This window comes from Streptomyces sp. NPDC002044, assembly GCF_040296725.1.
GTDB classification, from domain to species: domain Bacteria; phylum Actinomycetota; class Actinomycetes; order Streptomycetales; family Streptomycetaceae; genus Streptomyces; species Streptomyces antarcticus.
Genome location: NZ_JBEOXU010000013.1, coordinates 1 through 17,853, shown reverse-complemented (window position 1 = coordinate 17,853; position 17,853 = coordinate 1). Strand labels below are relative to the sequence as shown.

The following is a 17,853-nucleotide window of genomic DNA, read 5'->3' as shown; positions in this document are numbered from 1 at the left end:
ACCCCCGCCGGACGCCGCCGCCCGGGACCTGCGCGCGCCGTGCGACACGCCAAGTCCACTTCCTGGAAGCCGGGTTGGGGTCCGTGGCGGGAACGTGCCGCCTCGTGCGGTCTCTCCATAAAATCATGCAAGCGTGCTTGATTGTTTTAATGGAGACTGCCAGTCTTCCCCTCACGCCGAGAAGGGGAGCGCACCGTGCCCGATCCGTCCGCCGTCGCCGTCTTCACCGATCTCTCCGAGGAGAGCCGTGAACTGGACGCCCTGGTAGGGCAGTTGCCCGAAGCCGACTGGTCCCGTCCCACCCCCGCGCCCGGCTGGAGCGTCGCCCACCAGATCGCCCACCTGCACTGGACCGACCGGGCGTCCCTGCTCGCCCTCACCGACGCCGACGGCTTCGCCGGGATGGTCGAGGCGGCCCTGAAGGCCCCCGACTCCTTCGTCGACGACGGCGCCGAGGAGGGCGCGGCACTGCCGCCCGCCGAACTGCTCGCCCGCTGGCGGGCCGGGCGCACGGCCCTCGGCGCGGCGCTGGCCGCGGCCTCGCCCGGCACCCGCTTCCCCTGGTACGGGCCGCCGATGAAGGCCGCCTCGATGGCGAGCGCCCGGCTGATGGAGACCTGGGCGCACGGCCAGGACGTGGCCGACGCCCTCGGGGCCGGCCGGACCCCGACGGACCGGCTGCGGCACGTGGCCCGGATCGGCGTACGGGCCCGCGACTACGCCTACGCGGTGCGCGGACTGCCCGCGCCGGACGGGGAGTTCCGGGTGGAGCTGACGGCGCCGGGCGCGGAGGGCGTGTGGGCGTACGGCCCGGCCGACGCCCCGCAGCGGATCACCGGCCCGGCGCTCGACTTCTGCCTGCTCGTCACCCAGCGCGCCCACCGCGCCGACCTGGCCCTGACGGCCACCGGCCCCGACGCGGACCGCTGGCTGGACATCGCGCAGGCTTTCGCGGGCCCGGCGGGCCCCGGCCGCGCACCGCGGGACGCCGGGTGACGCGCCGGCCGCTGCGGATCGGCAACGCCTCGGGCTTCTACGGAGACCGGGCCGGCGCCGTCCGCGAGATGCTGACCGGCGGCCCGCTGGACGTGCTGACCGGGGACTACCTCGCCGAGCTGACGATGCTGATCCTCGGCCGCGACCGCCTGAAGAACCCGGACCTCGGCTACGCCAAGACCTTCCTGCGCCAGCTGGAGGAGTGCCTCGGGCTCGCGCGGGAGCGCGGGGTGCGGATCGTCGCGAACGCGGGCGGCCTGAACCCGGCCGGGCTCGCCGACGCCGTACGGGAACTCGCGGCGAAGGCGGGCGTCCCCGTCTCGGTCGCGCACGTCGAGGGCGACGACCTGGTGCCGTACCAGGAGGGCGCGCTGACGGCGAACGCCTACCTCGGCGGCGCCGGGATCACGGCCTGCCTGCGGGCCGGGGCCGACGTGGTCGTCACCGGCCGGGTCACGGACGCGGCCCTGGTCAGCGGCTCGGCGGCCTGGTGGTTCGACTGGGCGCCGGACGCGTACGACCGGCTGGCGGGGGCGGTGGTCGCGGGCCACGTCCTGGAGTGCGGCACCCAGGCCACCGGCGGGAACTACTCCTTCTTCGCGCGGCACGACGTCCGCCACCCCGGCTTCCCGCTGGCGGAGGTCGCCGAGGACGGCTCCTCGGTCATCACCAAGCACCCGGGCACGGGCGGCGCCGTCACCACCGGCACGGTCACGGCCCAGCTCCTCTACGAAACCCAGGGGGTCCGCTACCTGGGCCCCGACGTCACCGCACGGCTCGACACGGTCCGGCTGGCCGGGGACGGCCCCGACCGGGTCCGCGTCTCGGGCGTCCTCGGCGAGCCGCCGCCCCCCACCCTCAAGGTGGGCGTGACCCGAGTCGGCGGCTGGCGCAACGAGGTGGTCTTCGTCCTCACCGGGCTCGACATCGACGAGAAGGCGGCCCTGGTCCGTTCCCAGCTCGCCGCGTCCCTGGCCGGGGTGGCGTCGGCGCGGTGGACCCTGTCCCGGACGGACCACGAGGACGCCCCGACGCAGGAGACGGCCAGCGCCCTGCTGCGCCTGGTCGTCCGCGACCCGTCCCCGGAACGGGTCGGCCGCGCCCTGACGTCGGCGGCGATCGAACTGGCCCTCGCCAGCTACCCGGGCTTCCACGTGACGGCCCCACCGGGCCCCGCCCAGCCGTACGGGGTCTTCACCTCGGCCCACGTCCCGGCCGACACGGTCCCCCACACCGCGATCCTCCCCAACGGCACCCGCCTCCCCATCCCCCCACAACCCCCACCCCCCACCCCACCCCTCCCGGCGGCTCCGGCCGCACCCCAGCCCCTCCCGTCGGCCCCCGCCGCACCCCAGCCCTTCCCGTCGGATCCCGGTGCGCTTCCACCCCCGTCGGCGGATCCCGCCGCACCCCCACCCCTCCCGGCGGATCCCGCCGCACCTCCCGCCCTCTCAGCGCAGTCCGGCGCACCCTCACCCCTCCCGGCGGAGTCCGCGCACCATCCAGCCCCGCCGGCGTTTGAGGCGCGGGGGCCGGGGGGCGGAGCCCCCGAAGGGGTCCGGGGCGGAGCCCCGGTTTCGGGAAGGGGCGGGGTGGGGGAAAGCCCCGCAGGGCCACACCAGCCCCCGCAACGGGACCCGTACCACGGCCAGGGCGGCCAAGGCGGCCAGGGCGGCCAAGGCCAAGGCGGCCAGGGCGAGGGCCGACCCACCACCCGCGCCCCCCTGGGGGCACTGGCCGGGGCCCGCAGCGGCGACAAGGGCGGCGACGCCAACGTCGGCGTATGGGTCGAGTCGGCCCCCGCCTGGGACTGGCTGCTCACCACCCTGACGGTGGACGCCTTCCGGGCGCTGCTCCCCGAGACCCGGGACCTCCCCGTAACCCGGCACGAACTGCCGCACCTGCGCGCCCTGAACTTCACCGTCACCGGCATCCTCGGAGACGGCGTGGCCTCGGGCCACCGCTTCGACCCCCAGGCCAAGGCCCTCGGCGAATGGCTCCGCGCCCGCCACCTCGACATCCCGGCCCACCTCCTCCCGGCCGCCCCCGCACCCCCGGCCGGAGCCACCCCCGCCGGAGCCACACCCGCCGGGACCACACCCCCGCCCCCGCAGCCCGCCCAGGGCCCCGCTCCCGACCCGGAGGTCGGAACATGACCCGCCTCGGCACCACCGTCGACCCGCACACCCCCGAGCACGCCCAGGCCCGTACCGCCGCCCTGGAACGCCTCGCCGCCCTCGACGCCGAGCACGCCAAGGCCCTCCAGGGCGGCGGCGAGAAGTACACGGCCCGCCACAAGACCCGCGGCAAGCTGCTGGCCCGCGAGCGCGTCGAGCTGCTGCTCGACCCGGACACCCCGTTCCTGGAGCTGTCCCCGCTGGCCGCCTGGGGCAGCGACTATCCGGTCGGCGCCTCGATGGTCACCGGCATCGGCACCGTCGAGGGCGTCGAGTGCCTGGTCACGGCCAACGACCCCACGGTCCGCGGCGGCGCCAGCAACCCGTGGACCCTGAAGAAGGCCCTGCGGGCGAACGAGATCGCCCGGCAGAACCGGCTGCCCTGCATCAGCCTCGTGGAGTCCGGCGGCGCCGACCTGCCCTCCCAGAAGGAGATCTTCATCCCGGGCGGGGCGATCTTCCGCGACATCACCCGGCTCTCCGCCGACGGCATCCCCACCATCGCCGTCGTCTTCGGCAACTCCACCGCCGGAGGCGCGTACATCCCCGGCATGTCCGACCACACCGTCATGATCAAGGACCGCTCGAAGGTGTTCCTCGGCGGTCCGCCGCTGGTCAAGATGGCCACCGGCGAGGAGAGCGACGACGAGTCCCTCGGCGGAGCCGACATGCACGCCCGTACCTCCGGACTCGCCGACCACTACGCCCTCGACGAGCACGACGCCATCCGCCAGGCCCGCCGCATCGTCGCCCGCCTCAACCACCGCAAGCCGTACGCCGACCCGCCCCGGGCCCGGGAGCCGCTCCACGACCCCGAGGAACTCCTCGGCATCGTCCCGCCCGACCTGAAGACCCCCTTCGACCCCCGTGAGGTCATCGCCCGCATCGTCGACGCCTCGGACTTCGACGAGTTCAAGCCCCTCTACGGGACCAGCCTGGTCACCGGCTGGGCCACCCTCCACGGCTATCCGGTCGGCATCCTCGCCAACGCCCAGGGCGTGCTGTTCAGCGCGGAGTCCCAGAAGGCCGCCCAGTTCATCCAGCTCGCGAACCAGCGCGACATCCCCCTCCTCTTCCTCCACAACACCACCGGATACATGGTCGGCAAGGAGTACGAGCAGGGCGGCATCGTCAAGCACGGCTCGATGATGATCAACGCGGTCTCCAACTCCCGCGTCCCGCACCTCTCCGTCCTGATCGGCGCGAGCTACGGCGCCGGCCACTACGGCATGTGCGGCCGCGCCTACGAGCCCCGGTTCCTCTTCGCCTGGCCCAGCGCCAAGTCCGCCGTCATGGGCCCCCAGCAGCTCGCCGGGGTGCTCTCCATCGTGTCCCGGCAGTCCGCGGCCGCCAAGGGGCAGCCGTACGACGAGGAGGCCGACGCCGGGATGCGTGCCTTCGTGGAGGCGCAGATCGAGTCGGAGTCCCTGCCGATGTTCCTGTCCGGGCGGCTGTACGACGACGGGGTCATCGACCCCCGCGACACCCGCACCATCCTCGGCCTGTGCCTGTCGGCCGTCCACAACGCCCCCGTCGAGGGCGCCCGTGGCGGCTTCGGCATCTTCCGGATGTGAGCGCCCCCATGACCGATCACGCCATCACCGACGCCCCCCTGACCGGCAAGCCCCTCGACCCCGGCAAGCCCCTCACCTCCCTCCTCGTCGCCAACCGGGGTGAGATCGCCGTACGCGTCTTCCGCACCGCGCGCGCTCTCGGCCTCGCCACCGTCGCCGTCCACTCCGACCCCGACGAAGACGCCCTGCACGTCCGCGAGGCCGACGCGGCGGTCCGCCTGCCCGGCGCGGCCGCCGCGGACACCTACCTGCGCGGCGACCTCGTCATCAAGGCGGCCCTGGCCGCCGGGGCGGACGCCGTCCACCCCGGCTACGGCTTCCTCTCCGAGAACGCCGGCTTCGCCCGCGAGGTGCGGGCCGCCGGTCTGACCTGGGTCGGGCCGCCCCCCGCCGCCATCGAGGCGATGGCCTCCAAGACCCGGGCCAAAGAGCTGATGCGTGCCGCCGGAGTCCCGCTCCTGGACCCCGTCGACCCGGACGCCGCCACCCCCGCCGACCTGCCGCTCCTGCTCAAGGCCGCGGCCGGCGGCGGAGGCCGCGGCATGCGCGTGGTCCGCGCGCTCGACGAGCTGCCGGAAGCCCTCGCGGGTGCCCGCGCCGAAGCCGCCTCCGCCTTCGGCGACGCGGAGGTCTTCGCCGAGCCGTACGTCGAGCGGGGCCGCCACGTCGAGGTGCAGGTCCTCGCCGACGGGCACGGCACCGTCTGGGCGCTCGGCACCCGCGACTGCTCCCTCCAGCGCCGTCACCAGAAGGTCATCGAGGAGGCCCCCGCACCCCACCTCCCCGAAACGCTGCGCGCCACCCTCCACGAGGCGGCCGTCGCCGCCGCCCGGGCCGTCTCCTACGAGGGCGCGGGAACCGTCGAGTTCCTGGTCACCGCCGACGGGCGGCCGTACTTCCTGGAGATGAACACCCGCCTCCAGGTCGAGCACCCCGTCACCGAAGCCGTGTTCGGCCTCGACCTCGTCGCCCTCCAGCTGCGGATCGCCGAGGGCGCCGCCCTGCCGCTGACCCCGCCCGAGCCCGACGGGCACGCCGTCGAGGCCCGCCTGTACGCCGAGGACCCGGCCCGGGACTGGCGGCCGCAGACCGGTGTCCTGCACACCCTCGCCGTCCCCGGAGCCGTCCGCGTGGACACCGGCTTCACCGACGGGGACACCGTCTCCGTCCACTACGACCCGATGCTCGCGAAGGTCGTCGCCCACGCCCCCACCCGCGCCGAGGCCGTCCGTACCCTCGCGCACGCGCTCGCCGCCGCCCGGATCCACGGGCTGACCACCAACCGCGAGCTGCTCGTACGCTCCCTGCGCCACCCGGAGTTCGCCGCGGGGCAGCTCGACACCGGCTTCTACGAGCGCCACCTCACCGCCCTCACCGAGGAGGCCCCGGACGTCTCCCTGGCCGCCCTGGCCGCGGCGCTCGCGCAGGCCGCACCGGCCCCGGACGCCCCGCTCGCCCGCCGCCTCGGCGGCTGGCGCAACGTCCGCTCCCAGCCCCAGGCCCGCCGCTACACCGCCTCCGGTACCGAGCACGAGGTCCAGTACGAGCCGGTGAACCACCCGGGCGTCCGGGTCCTGGCGGCCACACCGGAACTCGTCACCCTCGAAGTCGAGGGGATCCGGCGCCTGTTCCACGTGAAACAGAAATCGAACGAGGTCTACGTCGACTCCGTCCTCGGCTCCCACACCCTCACCCCCGTACCCCGGTTCGCGGATCCCCAGGACCGCACCGAACCGGGCTCCCTGCTCGCCCCCATGCCCGGCACCGTCGTCCGCGTCGCCGAGGGCCTGGCCCCCGGCAGCCCCGTCACCGCCGGGCAGCCCCTGCTCTGGCTGGAGGCGATGAAGATGGAACACCGCATCCTCGCGCCCGCCTCCGGCACGCTCACCGCGCTCCACGCCGCCACCGGCCAACAGGTCGAGTTCGGCGCCCTGCTCGCCGTAGTCCAGGAGGAACCGCAAGCATGAGCTCCGTCATAGAGACCCAGGAACACCGGGACCTGCGCACCGCGGTCGCCGCCCTCGGCCGCAAGTACGGCCGCGACTACCTCGCCCGCGTCGCCCGCGAGGGCGGCCACCCGGACGAGCTGTGGGCGGACGCCGCCAAGCTCGGCTACCTCGGGGTCAACCTCCCCGAGGAGTACGGCGGCGGAGGCGGCGGCATCGCCGAACTCTCCATCGTGCTGGAGGAACTCGGAGCGGCGGGCTGCCCGCTGCTGATGATGGTGGTCTCGCCCGCCATCTGCGGCACGGTCATCTCCCGCTTCGGAACCGAGGACCAGAAGCGGGCCTGGCTCCCCGGCCTCGCCGACGGCAGCCGCACCATGGCCTTCGGCATCACCGAACCGGACGCCGGCTCCAACTCCCACCGCATCACCACCACGGCCCGCCGCGACGGCGACGCATGGGTCCTCACGGGCCGCAAGGTCTTCATCTCCGGCGTGGACATCGCCGATGCCACCCTCATCGTCGGCCGTACCGAGGACGCGCGCAGCGGCCGCCTCAAGCCCTGCCTGTTCATCGTCCCCCGGGACACCCCCGGCTTCTCCCGCTCCCTCATCGAGATGGAGCTCCAGGCAGCCGAGAAGCAGTGGGAACTCACCCTGGACGACGTCCGTCTGCCCGCCGACGCCCTCGTCGGCGACGAGGACGCCGGTCTCCTCCAGCTCTTCGCCGGCCTCAACCCCGAGCGCGTCATGACCGCCGCGTTCGCGATCGGCATGGGCCGCTACGCCCTCGCCAAGGCCGTCGACTACGCGAAGACCCGCCAGGTCTGGAAGGACCCGATCGGCGTCCACCAGGCCATCGCCCACCCCCTCGCGGCGTCCCACATCGAACTGGAACTGGCCCGGCTGATGATGCAGAAGGCCGCCGCGCTGTACGACGCGGGCGACGACATGGGCGCGGGTGAGGCCGCGAACATGGCCAAGTACGCGGCCGCCGAAGCCTGCGTCCGGGCCGTGGACCAGTCGGTCCACACCCTCGGCGGCAACGGCCTCACCCGCGAGTACGGCCTCGCCTCGCTCATCACCGCCTCCCGGGTCGCCCGGATCGCCCCCGTCAGCCGCGAGATGATCCTCAACTTCGTCTCCCACCAGACCCTGGGCCTCCCCAAGTCCTACTGACCCCGCGCCTCAATCGCCGCCGAGGCTGTAGTTGCCCGGGAACGCGCGCCGAGAAAGCGACGGGACGGATGTGCGGACCAAGGGCGGGGACGGGGTGGGGGGTTGGCCGGGACGTAAAACGTGATTTGTGGCGTATACGGGGCCCGTACAGCCCGGGCGGGGTCGGACGCCATAAATCATGCAGTCCCGGACGACCCCCCACCCCGGCACCGCCCCCCGGAGCCGCGGCCAGGCACCCCGGCACCGCCCCCGGAGCCGCCGCCAGGCACCCCGCACCGCCCCCCGGAGCCGCCGCCAGGCACCCGGCCCCGCCCAACCCGAGCCCCCACCTGGCCGCCGCCAGGCACCCGGCACCCGGCACCCGGCACCCGACCTGGCCGCCCCCGCCGGAGGCGCCCCGCATACGCTCCCCCCAGGGGACACCCGCCCACCCCACCGCCCCCTCCGGAGGAGACATGGCCCCACTCGTGCACGCCGCCCAGGCGGCCGGCGTCACCACGCTCACCCTCGACTCCCCGGCCAACCGCAACGCCCTCTCCGCCGCCCTCGTCGGAGAACTCCGCGCCGCGCTGGCCGCCGCCGCCGCGGACCCCGCGGCCCGGGCCGTCGTCCTCACCCACACCGGCACCACCTTCTGCGCGGGCGCCGACCTCAAGTCCCCGTGCGACCCCGCCGACTTCCTCGCCCTGCTCCGGGAGGTCGCCGGGCTGCCCAAGCCCGTCCTCGCCCGCGTGACGGGCCACGTCCGGGCCGGGGGCCTCGGCCTGCTGGGCGTCTGCGACATCGCCGCGGCCGGGCCGCTGTCCTCGTACGCCTTCACCGAGACGCACCTCGGCCTCGCCCCCGCCGTCATCTCCATGCCGCTGCTGCCCCGCCTCGACCCGCGGGCCGCCGCCCGCTACTTCCTCACCGCCGAGCGGTTCGACGCCGCCGAAGCCGCCCGCATCGGCCTGCTCACCCTCCACGCCGACGACGTCGACGAGGCCCTCGCCCCGGTCCTGGCCGGCCTGCGCGGGGCCTCCCCGCAGGGCCTGGCCGCCACCAAGGCGCTCACCGCCGCCGCCGTACGGGAGACCCTGGACCGCGACGGCGCCCGCCTGACGGAGCTGTCCGCGGGCCTCTTCGCCTCCGCCGAGGCCCGCGAGGGCATCACCGCCCGCTTCGAGCGCCGGGACCCGTCGTGGGCACTGTGACCGGCCCCAAGCAGGCGCGCAGCCGCGTCACCCGCCGCCACCTCCTGGAGGCGGCCGTCTCCTGCCTCGCCGAACAGGGCTGGGCGGGATCCACCGTCGCCGTCGTGGCCGAACGGGCCGGGGTCTCGCGCGGCGCGGCCCAGTACCACTTCCCGACCCGCGAGGACCTGTTCACCGCGGCCGTCGAGTACGTCGCCGAGGAACGCTCCACGGCCCTGCGCGACCTGTTCCACGCGGGCCCGGCCGCCCGCCCGGAGGTCGTGGCGGCCCTGGTGGACCTGTACACCGGGATCCTCTTCCGGGCGGCCCTCCAGCTGTGGGTCGCCGCCTCCAACGAGGAGCAGCTGCACCCCCGGGTCTCCGAACTGGAGGCCCGCGTCGGCCGCGAGACCCACCGGATCGCCGTCGAACTGCTGGGCGCGGACGAGTCCGTGCCGGGCGTACGGGAGACCGTGCAGGGCCTGCTCGACATGGCACGCGGCCTGGGCCTGGCCAACGTCCTGACGGACGACACGGCCCGCCGCGCCCGTGTGGTCGCCCAGTGGTCCCGGATCGTGGACACCGCCCTGTCCTGAACCTCCCGCGCGGGCGAGGCCCGTACGCGCGAGGGCGCCGCACCCCTGAGGGGGTACGGCGCCCGGAACGCGCGGAGCGGGGAGGGAAGGTCAGGCGGTCGTGGCGATGTCCGCGTACCCCTCGATGTCGCGCGGGTCCCGCCCGCCCGGTCCGATGTAGCGGGCCGACGGGCGCACCAGGCGGCCCGTGCGCTTCTGCTCCAGGATGTGCGCCGACCAGCCGGCGGTACGGGCGCAGGTGAACATCGAGGTGAACATGTGCGCCGGCACCTCCGCGAAGTCCAGCATGATCGCGGCCCAGAACTCCACGTTCGTGGCGAGCACCCGGTCGGGCCGGCGGGCGTGCAGCTCCTCCAGCGCGGCCTTCTCCAGGGCGGCGGCCACCTCGTAGCGCGGGGCGTCCAGCTCCTTGGCGGTGCGGCGCAGAACACGGGCGCGCGGGTCCTCGGCGCGGTAGACGCGGTGCCCGAAGCCCATGAGCCGCTCGCCCTTGTCGAGGGCCTTCTTCACGTACGCCACGGCGTCGCCGGTGCGCTCGATCTCCTCGATCATGCCGAGCACGCGGGACGGCGCCCCGCCGTGCAGCGGCCCGGACATCGCGCCGACGGCGCCGGACAGGGCCGCGGCCACGTCCGCGCCGGTGGAGGCGATGACGCGCGCGGTGAACGTGGAGGCGTTCATGCCGTGCTCGGCGGCCGAGGTCCAGTACGCGTCGACGGCCTTGACGTGGCGCGGGTCCGGCTCGCCCCGCCAGCGGATCATGAACCGCTCGACGACGGACTCGGCCTTGTCGATCTCCTGCTGCGGCACCATCGGCAGGCCCTGGCCGCGGGCGGACTGGGCGACGTACGAGAGCGCCATGACGGCCGCCCGCGCGAGGTCGTCGCGGGCGGTCCGCTCGTCGATGTCGAGCAGCGGTTTCAGACCCCAGACGGGGGCGAGCATGGCGAGCGCGGACTGCACGTCGACGCGGATGTCACCGGAGTGGACCGGGATGGGGAAGGGCTCGGCGGCCGGCAGGCCGGGGTTGAAGGCACCGTCGACCAGCAGGCCCCACACGTTCCCGAAGGAGACGTGCCCGACCAGGTCCTCGATGTCGACGCCCCGGTAGCGGAGCGAACCGCCCTCCTTGTCCGGTTCGGCGATCTCGGTCTCGAACGCGACGACCCCTTCGAGCCCGGGTACGAAGTCGGACATCAGGCGGCTCCTCAGATAGTGCGGATACGGGCGGCTCCCGCCGCATCCGCGGTCCGGCGCGGTCATCCCCGTTGATGCCCGGCGAGTCCGATGGTCACCCGTGCGGGGGTCCTCGGACCGGCCCCAAGATTTTGTCCGTTCCCGGTGGACTGCGGAAGCGTGACATACGGCACACCCCCGGTGCTCCGACTGCGGCAGGATGGCCCGCGTGACCGATCAGGACCTTGACCCCGCCGTCATGCGCAAGCAGTACCGCTCCGAGATCGTCGAGGAGAGGAGCCTCGCTGGTGACCCCATGGCGCAGTTCGCCCGGTGGTTCCAGCAGGCCGCCGACGCGCACCTCTTCGAACCCAACGCCATGGTCGTCTCGACGTCGACCCCCGACGGCCGCCCCAGCTCGCGCACGGTGCTGCTGAAGCAGTTCGACGAGCGGGGGTTCGTCTTCTTCACCAACTACGACTCCCGCAAGGGCCGCGAACTGGCGGAGAACCCGCACGTCGCGCTGCTCTTCCCGTGGCACCCCATCGCCCGCCAGGTCGTCGTCACCGGCACGGCGGCCCGGATCGGCCGCGACGAGACCGCGGCGTACTTCCGCTCCCGCCCGCACGGCTCCCAGCTGGGTGCCTGGGCGAGCGAGCAGTCCAGCGTGATCGCCTCGCGAGCGGAGCTGGACCAGCGCTACGCGGAGCTGGCCGCCCGCTACCCGGAGGGCGAACAGGTCCCGGTCCCGCCCCAGTGGGGCGGCCTGCGGGTCACCCCGGACGCGGTGGAGTTCTGGCAGGGCCACGAGAACCGCCTGCACGACCGGCTGCGCTACGTCCGCGACGCGGAGCCCGCCGGGGCCTGGCACGTCGAGCGGCTGTGCCCGTAGCGGCCCGCGTCCGCGGTGGCGTCCCGGGAACGCAGGCGACCCGCGGGCTCGGGATTCTCTCCTGCAGTGAGAGAAGCCGGCCGGACGTGCCGGCGAGCCCGCGGGTCGGGTGACTGCTGTGGATTGGCGCCTGGCGATCCCGCCGGGCACCGCACTGGGTGCGTGCGACGACGGGCGCTTAGCCCGCAGTCACCTCACGCGTCCGGTTTCCGTACATTTCGGTAACCACCTCCCTTCTGTGTGGCACGAGCGTAAAACTCCGCCCGGCGGGGCACAACCGTTTATTTTCCGGAGCGCGTCGACGCACCACCCACGGGGCGAAACGGATCATTACGGGGTAATCGGGGGAACGGTGTGTGGGGTGCGTCACGTTCCAGTTGAATGATCTGGCGTGCCGCACACGCGAACACCGGCAGGGGGTGCCAGGTGAGTGCTTCCGGGCGTGACGAGGCCACCGACGATCTGCTCGCAGCGCTGCTCGACGGGATGGACGCCGCCCTGTGCGCGTTCGACGCGGACGGCGTGGTCACCCACTGGAACCGCGAGGCGGAACGGATCCTGGGCTGGTCCGCCGCCGAGGCCGTCGGACGCAAGGGCTTCGCGGGGTGGGCGGCCCGCTCCGCCGACGCGCAGGACGTGCAGGACCGGCTCATGGCCGCCCAGGACGGGCCGGGCCGGCAGGTCCACGAGTTCGCGCTGCTGACCAAGGACGGCGGCCGTGTCCTCGTACGGACCCAGTCCGCCGGCGTACCGGGCGCGGACGGCAGACCCGCCGGGGTGTACTGCGCCTTCAGCGAGGTGCACGCCCAGATCGACCTGGAGCGGTCCATCGCGCTGAGCGAGGCCCTCATGGAGGACGCCTCGTGGGGCGTCGTGCTCGTCGACGTCGACCTGCGCCCCGCCGTGGTCAACGCGCACGCCGCGCGCGCCTTCGCCGCCGGCCGCACCGCCCTCCTCGGGCGGCCGCTCGGGGAACTGCTGGCCCAGGGCGTGGAGGAGCTGGAGGGCGCCCTCCAGCACGTGCTCGCCGAAGGCGCGCCGCCCGCGCCGGTCGAGCTGTGGGTGACGGTGCGCACGGCGGAGGGGCTGCGCCGGTGCTGCTGGCGCTGCGGGTTCCTGCGGCTCGCCTCGCCGCTCGCGGAGGAGCCGGTGCCGCTCGGCGTCGGCTGGCTGTTCCAGGACGTCACCGAGGCCCGCCAGGCCCAGCTGGACACCGCGCGGCTGCGGTTCCGGTCCCACCAGCTGCACCGCGCGGGGCGGGCCGCCGCGGAGTGCGAGGATCCGGCCGAGGCGGCCGCCGTACGCCTGGACTTCGCCCTCGCGGGCTTCGCCGACCACGTACTGCTCGACGTCCTCGACCCCTCCGCCGGGCCCGAGCGCCGCCGCCTCCTGCGGTCCGCCGCGTCGCCGCCGGCGCTGCCCGGGCCGGGATCGATCCCCGTGCCGTACGAGGCCGGGCACCCGGCGCTCCAGGCGCTGGACCGCGTCGGCTCGGTACGGGCCTCCGCCCCGCGCGGGGCGCAGGACGCGGCGTGGGCGCGGGCCCGCCGCTGGCAGGAGGACGCGGCGCACGCGCTGTGCACGGTGCTGCGCAGCCGGGGCCGGACCCTGGGCACGCTGACGTTCCTGCGCGGGCCCTCGCGGCCGGCCTTCGAACGCGCGGACGCGGCGTACGCGGAGGAGGTCGCGGCCCGCGTCGCCGCCGACCTGGACCTGTCCTCCCGGGACTCCCCCCAGCACTAGGGGCAAGGGCAAGGGCAGGGGCGAGCCGGGCCGGACCCGCCCGGCTCGCCCCACCCTCCCCCTCGCCCCGACCCTCACCCTCAGATGACGCCCTGGGCCAGCAGTGCGTCCGCCACGCGTTCGAATCCGGCGATGTTGGCGCCGGTCACGTAGTCGCCCGGAGCCCCGTAGCGGGCGGCCGTCTCGTGGGCAACCGCGTGGATCGACCGCATGATGTCCGCGAGTTCCTCCTCGACGCGCCGCGCGGTCCAGGACACCCGGCCGGCGTTCTGCGCCATCTCCAGGGCGCTGGCCGCGACACCGCCGGCGTTCGCCGCCTTGCCGGGGCCGAAGGCGATGCCCGACTGGTGGAAGAACCGGACGGCCGCGGGCGTGGTGGGCATGTTGGCACCCTCCGAGACCGCCTGGACGCCGCCGCGCACCAGGGCCAGCGCGTCGGCCTCCGTCAGCTCGTTCTGCGTCGCCGAGGGGAAGGCCACGTCCGCGGGGACCTCCCAGACCCGGCCGCCCGGGACGAAGCGCGCGGAGCCCCCGCGGCGCACCGCGTACTCGCTGACGCGACCGCGCTCGACTTCCTTGATCTGCCGCAACAGGGCGAGGTCGATGCCCTTGTCGTCGATCACGTACCCCTGCGAATCGGACGCCGTGAGCGGGTTCGCCCCGAGCTGCTGCAGCTTCTCGATCGTGTGCAGAGCCACATTGCCCGAACCGGAGACCACGGCGGTCAGCCCGTCCAGGACCGTGCCGCGCACCGCGAGCATCTCGGCGGCGAAGAGCACGCTGCCGTAGCCCGTGGCCTCGGGCCGGATCGCAGAACCGCCCCAGCCCGCGCCCTTGCCCGTCAGCACACCCGCCTCCCACCGGTTGGTGATCCGCCGGTACTGACCGAACAGGTAACCGATCTCCCGGCCACCCACACCGATGTCACCCGCCGGCACATCGGTGTGCTCCCCGATGTGCCGGTACAGCTCCGTCATGAACGACTGACAGAACCGCATCACCTCCGCATCTGACCTCCCCTGCGGATCGAAGTCACTGCCACCCTTGCCCCCACCGATCCCCAACCCGGTCAGCGCATTCTTGAACACCTGCTCGAAACCCAGGAACTTCACCACACCGATGTCCACCGACGGATGAAAACGCAAACCCCCCTTGTACGGGCCCAGCGCACTGTTGAACTCCACCCGGAACCCACGGTTCACCCGCACCCGGCCCCGGTCGTCCGTCCACGGAACCCGGAAGACGATCTGACGCTCGGGTTCCAGGAGCCGTTCCAGTACCCCGGCCTCCGCGTACTCGGGGCGCGCGGCGAGCACGGGGGCGAGGGTGTCCAGCACCTCCCGTACGGCTTGGTGGAACTCGGGCTGGGCGGGGTTGCGACGCTCGATGTCGGCCCGCAGGTCGTCCAGCCTGTCCTTCGGATCCTTCACGGTGCAGTCCAATCGGGGGTCGCCGGCGGCCCTGTGGGCCCGGATCGGGGAGCGTAACCCGAGGCCGGCCGGCCCTCGCGAGACTTTGTGATCTTCCAACAAGGACCGTGCGGACGCGCCCGGTTGCGCCCGGAGCGGTGACGCCGAGGGCGGCGGCGCGAGCTGCCCGCGCAGCACGTACGGCGCCCGCACGACGACCGCGGGCGCCGACGCGGGTCAGCTTCCCGGAAGGGTCTGCTGGAGCCAGTCGAAGACGACCTCGCAGTGCAGCTGCGGTGCCATCGGGGAGCAGTGGAGCTGGGCGCCCTGAGCCGCGGTGAGCTTGAGGTAGTCCTTGGGCGAGGTGAGCTTGTCGTACATCTGGCGCGGCTGGCCCGGGTAGAACTGCTCGTCGTCGTAATCCAGCACCAGGGTGGGCGCCTTGATGCGGCCGACCACGGAGCTGATGGAGAGTGCCTGGATCCGGGTGGCCGGGGTGTAGAAGTCGGTGAACAGCTTGCCCTGGCGGGCTTCCAGCATCGCCGGGATGGAGAAGGGCTCGAAGCGCTTCTTCATGACGGCGGCCGCGGCCGGCGGGAGTTCGGGAACGACCTCCTTGTTCCAGATGTCGTTCGTCTCCTCCTTGCCGGGCGTGAGGATCTTCCGGATCTCGGGCGGGAAGCCGAGCCACGGCTCGACGCAGCCGGGCATGGCGACCAGTGCGGCGATCCGGTCGTCGAAGGCTGCGGCCCGGGGGGCGAGGTCGCCGGCCATGCTCAGGCCCGTCAGGGCGATCCGGTTCGGATCCACGTCGGGGCGGGCGGACAGCCAGTCGACGAGGGGGCTGACGACCTTCTCCCAGGTGGGGGTGAACACCACCCGGTCGACGAAGAGCAGCTGCCCCTGTCCCGGGCCGTCGTAGACGAGCGCGTTCCAGCCGCGCGCGAGGGCGGCGGGGACGCCGTAGGTCCACATGTCGACGTTCTGGCCGTCGCTGCCGTTGGTCAGGATCACGGTGGGCCGCGGGGTGTTCGACTCGTCGGGGCGGAAGAACCACACCGGGAGCGGGGTCGTGCCGTACGGGACGGTGGCCTTCACGGCGGCCGGTTCGCACAGGTCGCAGAAGGTGTCCCAGGCGCCCCGGCCCGCCTTGTACAGCTGCTCCTCGCTGCCCGGGTCGTCGGTACCGAGGACGAAGAAGAGGGCCTGCCCGTAGTACTGGGCGGCGCGCAGGGCCCGGAACCGTCTGGTCTGGTCGTCGGCCGGCGCGCCCGGCGGCGCCTTGAGCAGCTGGTCGCCGAGGGCACGGAACGTCCTGACGTACGTCTGCGCGGAAAGGCCCGCCTGGTTGATCGCGTTCACGGCGGTGAGGACCTCGCCGACCTCGCTGGAGCCGGCGCCGGCGGCGCCGAGGGCGAGGAGGCCGTTGAAGTTGTAGGCGGGGTCCTTGAAGAGCGTCATCGCGCCCGGGGTGGGGTTGTCCGCGGCCTCGCGGGTCGGGGCGGACCCGCTGGGTGTGGGCGCAGCCGCTCCGGTGACGCCCCCGGGCGCGCAGCCTGCGGCGAGTGCCGCCGCCCCCGCGCCGGCGACGAGCAGGGCGCGGCGGGTGGGGCCGGACTCACGGTCATTGCGTACGCGTGCCATACCCGCCGACCGTAGTACCGACCTGCCGCGCCGGCCTCCCGTGTGCTCCGAACGGGTCCCGCCCGGGGGTGCGGCACGACGTGCCCCACCCGCTGCGGCTGCGGAGCCAGGCGTGTTCGAGAAGTCCCGCCTGGCTCGCGACGCCCTCCGGGCACCCGGCGCTACTTCGCGGACAAGCTAGTGCCGGTTCTGGCCGACCTGGGACGGGGAGGGCAGGCTCCACAGGTGGTCCGGGGTGACGATCTCGGTCACGGCCTTGCCGAGCGTGGTGCTGTACGAGCCGCCCTGGTCCATGTCGGAGTTGACCAGGATCACCATCGTGGCCTTCTCCTCGGGGAGTTGGGCGGCGATCGTCTCGTAGCCCGGCAGCTCGCCGTTGTGCCCGAGCCAGCCGTTGACGTCGGCGATGCCGAGGCCGTACGAGATCCCCGGCACGCCCACCGGCTCGGTCCGCAGCCGCTGCGCCTGCGTCGCGGGGGTCAGCAGCCGGCCGCCGACGAGCGCCGGGACCCAGGCGTGCAGGTCGTCGAGCGTGGAGACGGCGGAACCAGCGGCCCACGCCCAGGAGGGGTTCCAGTCGGTCGCGTTGACGACGGCGCCGCTCGGGGAGAAGCCCGTGTACCCCTCGGCGTGCGGTTCGGGGAAGTCGGTCCCGCTCGGCAGGGAGGTGTCCGTCAGCTTCAGCGGGGCGAAGACGTGGTGACGGAGGTAGCCGTCCAGGGGCTGTCCGGACATCTCCTCCAGCAGGAGACCGAGGAGGATCGTATTGGTGTTGCTGTACTCCCACTTGGCCCCGGGCGCGAAGTTCGGGGGGTGCGCGAAGGCGTGGCCGAGCAGCTCGCGCGGGGTGAACTCGCGGTGCGGGTCGGCGCGCAGGGCGGCGAGGAACTTCGCGTCCTCGGTGTAGTTGAAGAGGCCGCTGCGCATGCCGGCGAGCTGACGCAGGGTGATCTTCCCGCCTCCGGGCACGCCGTCCACGTACTTCGAGATCGGGTCGTCCAGCGCGATCCGCCCCTGGTCGACCAATTGGAGGACGGCGGTGACGGTGAAGGTCTTCGTCACGCTGCCGATGCGCATGGAGAGGTCGGACTTCATGGGGATGCCGGACCGGGTGTCGGCGGTGCCGAAGGCCCTCACGTACTCGCCGCGGCCGGGCAGCCACACGCCGACGATCGCGCCGGGGATCTTGTCGCGCTTCATGGCCCCGCCGATGGCCGCGTCGAGCCGGCGCACCGTCGCGGGGTCGAGCGCCTGCGGTACGGCCGCCGCCGCGCCGGTCGCGGTGGCCGTACCGGCGGCGGGTACCGCCACCGCCGCCCGCGCGGGGGCGGCCGGGGCGGCGGCGACGCC

13 protein-coding genes are annotated in these 17,853 nt (G+C 73.9%); 9 read left to right on the top strand and 4 right to left on the bottom strand.

What is annotated here, in order from left to right; genetic code table 11:
- The first annotated feature begins 195 nt into the window (after window positions 1–195).
- The 7 genes from ABT106_RS05680 (at window position 196) to ABT106_RS05650 (ending at window position 9,639) form a co-directional block, all read left to right on the top strand.
- Entirely contained in the window at window positions 196–996 is an 801-nt protein-coding gene (locus tag ABT106_RS05680; protein ID WP_351272782.1) for a TIGR03084 family metal-binding protein, read from the top strand.
- Window positions 993–3,152: an acyclic terpene utilization AtuA family protein gene (locus tag ABT106_RS05675; protein WP_502979226.1), complete on the top strand. Its 2,160-nt coding sequence runs from the start codon at window positions 993–995 to the stop codon at window positions 3,150–3,152. The genes ABT106_RS05680 and ABT106_RS05675 overlap by 4 nt, the downstream gene beginning before the upstream one ends.
- Window positions 3,149–4,747 carry an acyl-CoA carboxylase subunit beta gene (locus ABT106_RS05670; RefSeq protein WP_351272779.1) on the top strand — a complete coding sequence of 533 codons (1,599 nt, stop codon included), beginning with the start codon at window positions 3,149–3,151 and terminating at the stop codon, window positions 4,745–4,747. Before ABT106_RS05675 ends, ABT106_RS05670 begins: the two co-directional genes overlap by 4 nt.
- 8 nt (window positions 4,748–4,755) lie before the next feature.
- Window positions 4,756–6,714, top strand: coding sequence for an acetyl/propionyl/methylcrotonyl-CoA carboxylase subunit alpha (locus tag ABT106_RS05665; RefSeq protein ID WP_351272777.1), 1,959 nt, complete (start codon window positions 4,756–4,758; stop codon window positions 6,712–6,714).
- Complete coding sequence (locus ABT106_RS05660; protein WP_351272774.1) at window positions 6,711–7,871, top strand: acyl-CoA dehydrogenase family protein; 1,161 nt, start codon at window positions 6,711–6,713, stop codon at window positions 7,869–7,871. Before ABT106_RS05665 ends, ABT106_RS05660 begins: the two co-directional genes overlap by 4 nt.
- Window positions 7,872–8,326: 455 nt before the next feature.
- On the top strand, window positions 8,327–9,064 hold the full coding sequence (locus ABT106_RS05655) for an enoyl-CoA hydratase family protein (RefSeq protein WP_351272771.1): 738 nt from the start codon (window positions 8,327–8,329) through the stop codon (window positions 9,062–9,064).
- Window positions 9,052–9,639: a TetR/AcrR family transcriptional regulator gene (locus ABT106_RS05650; RefSeq protein WP_351272768.1), complete on the top strand. Its 588-nt coding sequence runs from the start codon at window positions 9,052–9,054 to the stop codon at window positions 9,637–9,639. Before ABT106_RS05655 ends, ABT106_RS05650 begins: the two co-directional genes overlap by 13 nt.
- A gap of 90 nt (window positions 9,640–9,729) precedes the next feature.
- Here ABT106_RS05650 and ABT106_RS05645 read toward each other — a convergent pair whose 3' ends face one another.
- On the bottom strand, window positions 9,730–10,836 hold the full coding sequence (locus tag ABT106_RS05645) for a citrate synthase 2 (protein WP_351272765.1): 1,107 nt from the start codon (window positions 10,834–10,836) through the stop codon (window positions 9,730–9,732).
- A gap of 199 nt (window positions 10,837–11,035) precedes the next feature.
- Between ABT106_RS05645 and pdxH the strand changes: the two genes are divergently transcribed.
- Window positions 11,036–11,707, top strand: a complete 672-nt coding sequence (gene pdxH / locus ABT106_RS05640; protein WP_351272762.1) for a pyridoxamine 5'-phosphate oxidase — start codon at window positions 11,036–11,038, stop codon at window positions 11,705–11,707.
- Window positions 11,708–12,133: 426 nt separating this feature from the next.
- Window positions 12,134–13,450 carry a PAS domain-containing protein gene (locus tag ABT106_RS05635; RefSeq protein ID WP_351272759.1) on the top strand — a complete coding sequence of 439 codons (1,317 nt, stop codon included), beginning with the start codon at window positions 12,134–12,136 and terminating at the stop codon, window positions 13,448–13,450.
- An 80-nt stretch (window positions 13,451–13,530) separates the two neighbouring features.
- Here the strand turns inward: ABT106_RS05635 and gdhA are convergent, their stop codons facing one another.
- The 3 genes from gdhA to ABT106_RS05620 all read right to left on the bottom strand — a co-directional run.
- Window positions 13,531–14,880: an NADP-specific glutamate dehydrogenase gene (gdhA, locus tag ABT106_RS05630; RefSeq protein WP_351272756.1), complete on the bottom strand. Its 1,350-nt coding sequence runs from the start codon at window positions 14,878–14,880 to the stop codon at window positions 13,531–13,533.
- Between the two features lie 216 nt (window positions 14,881–15,096).
- The gene (locus tag ABT106_RS05625; RefSeq protein WP_351272753.1) at window positions 15,097–16,503 is read right to left on the bottom strand and encodes an alpha/beta hydrolase family protein; all 1,407 of its coding nucleotides are present in this window, start codon (window positions 16,501–16,503) and stop codon (window positions 15,097–15,099) included.
- 177 nt (window positions 16,504–16,680) lie between these two features.
- On the bottom strand, window positions 16,681–17,853 hold a 1,173-nt coding region (locus ABT106_RS05620; protein ID WP_351272751.1), incomplete at its 5' end, for a serine hydrolase domain-containing protein.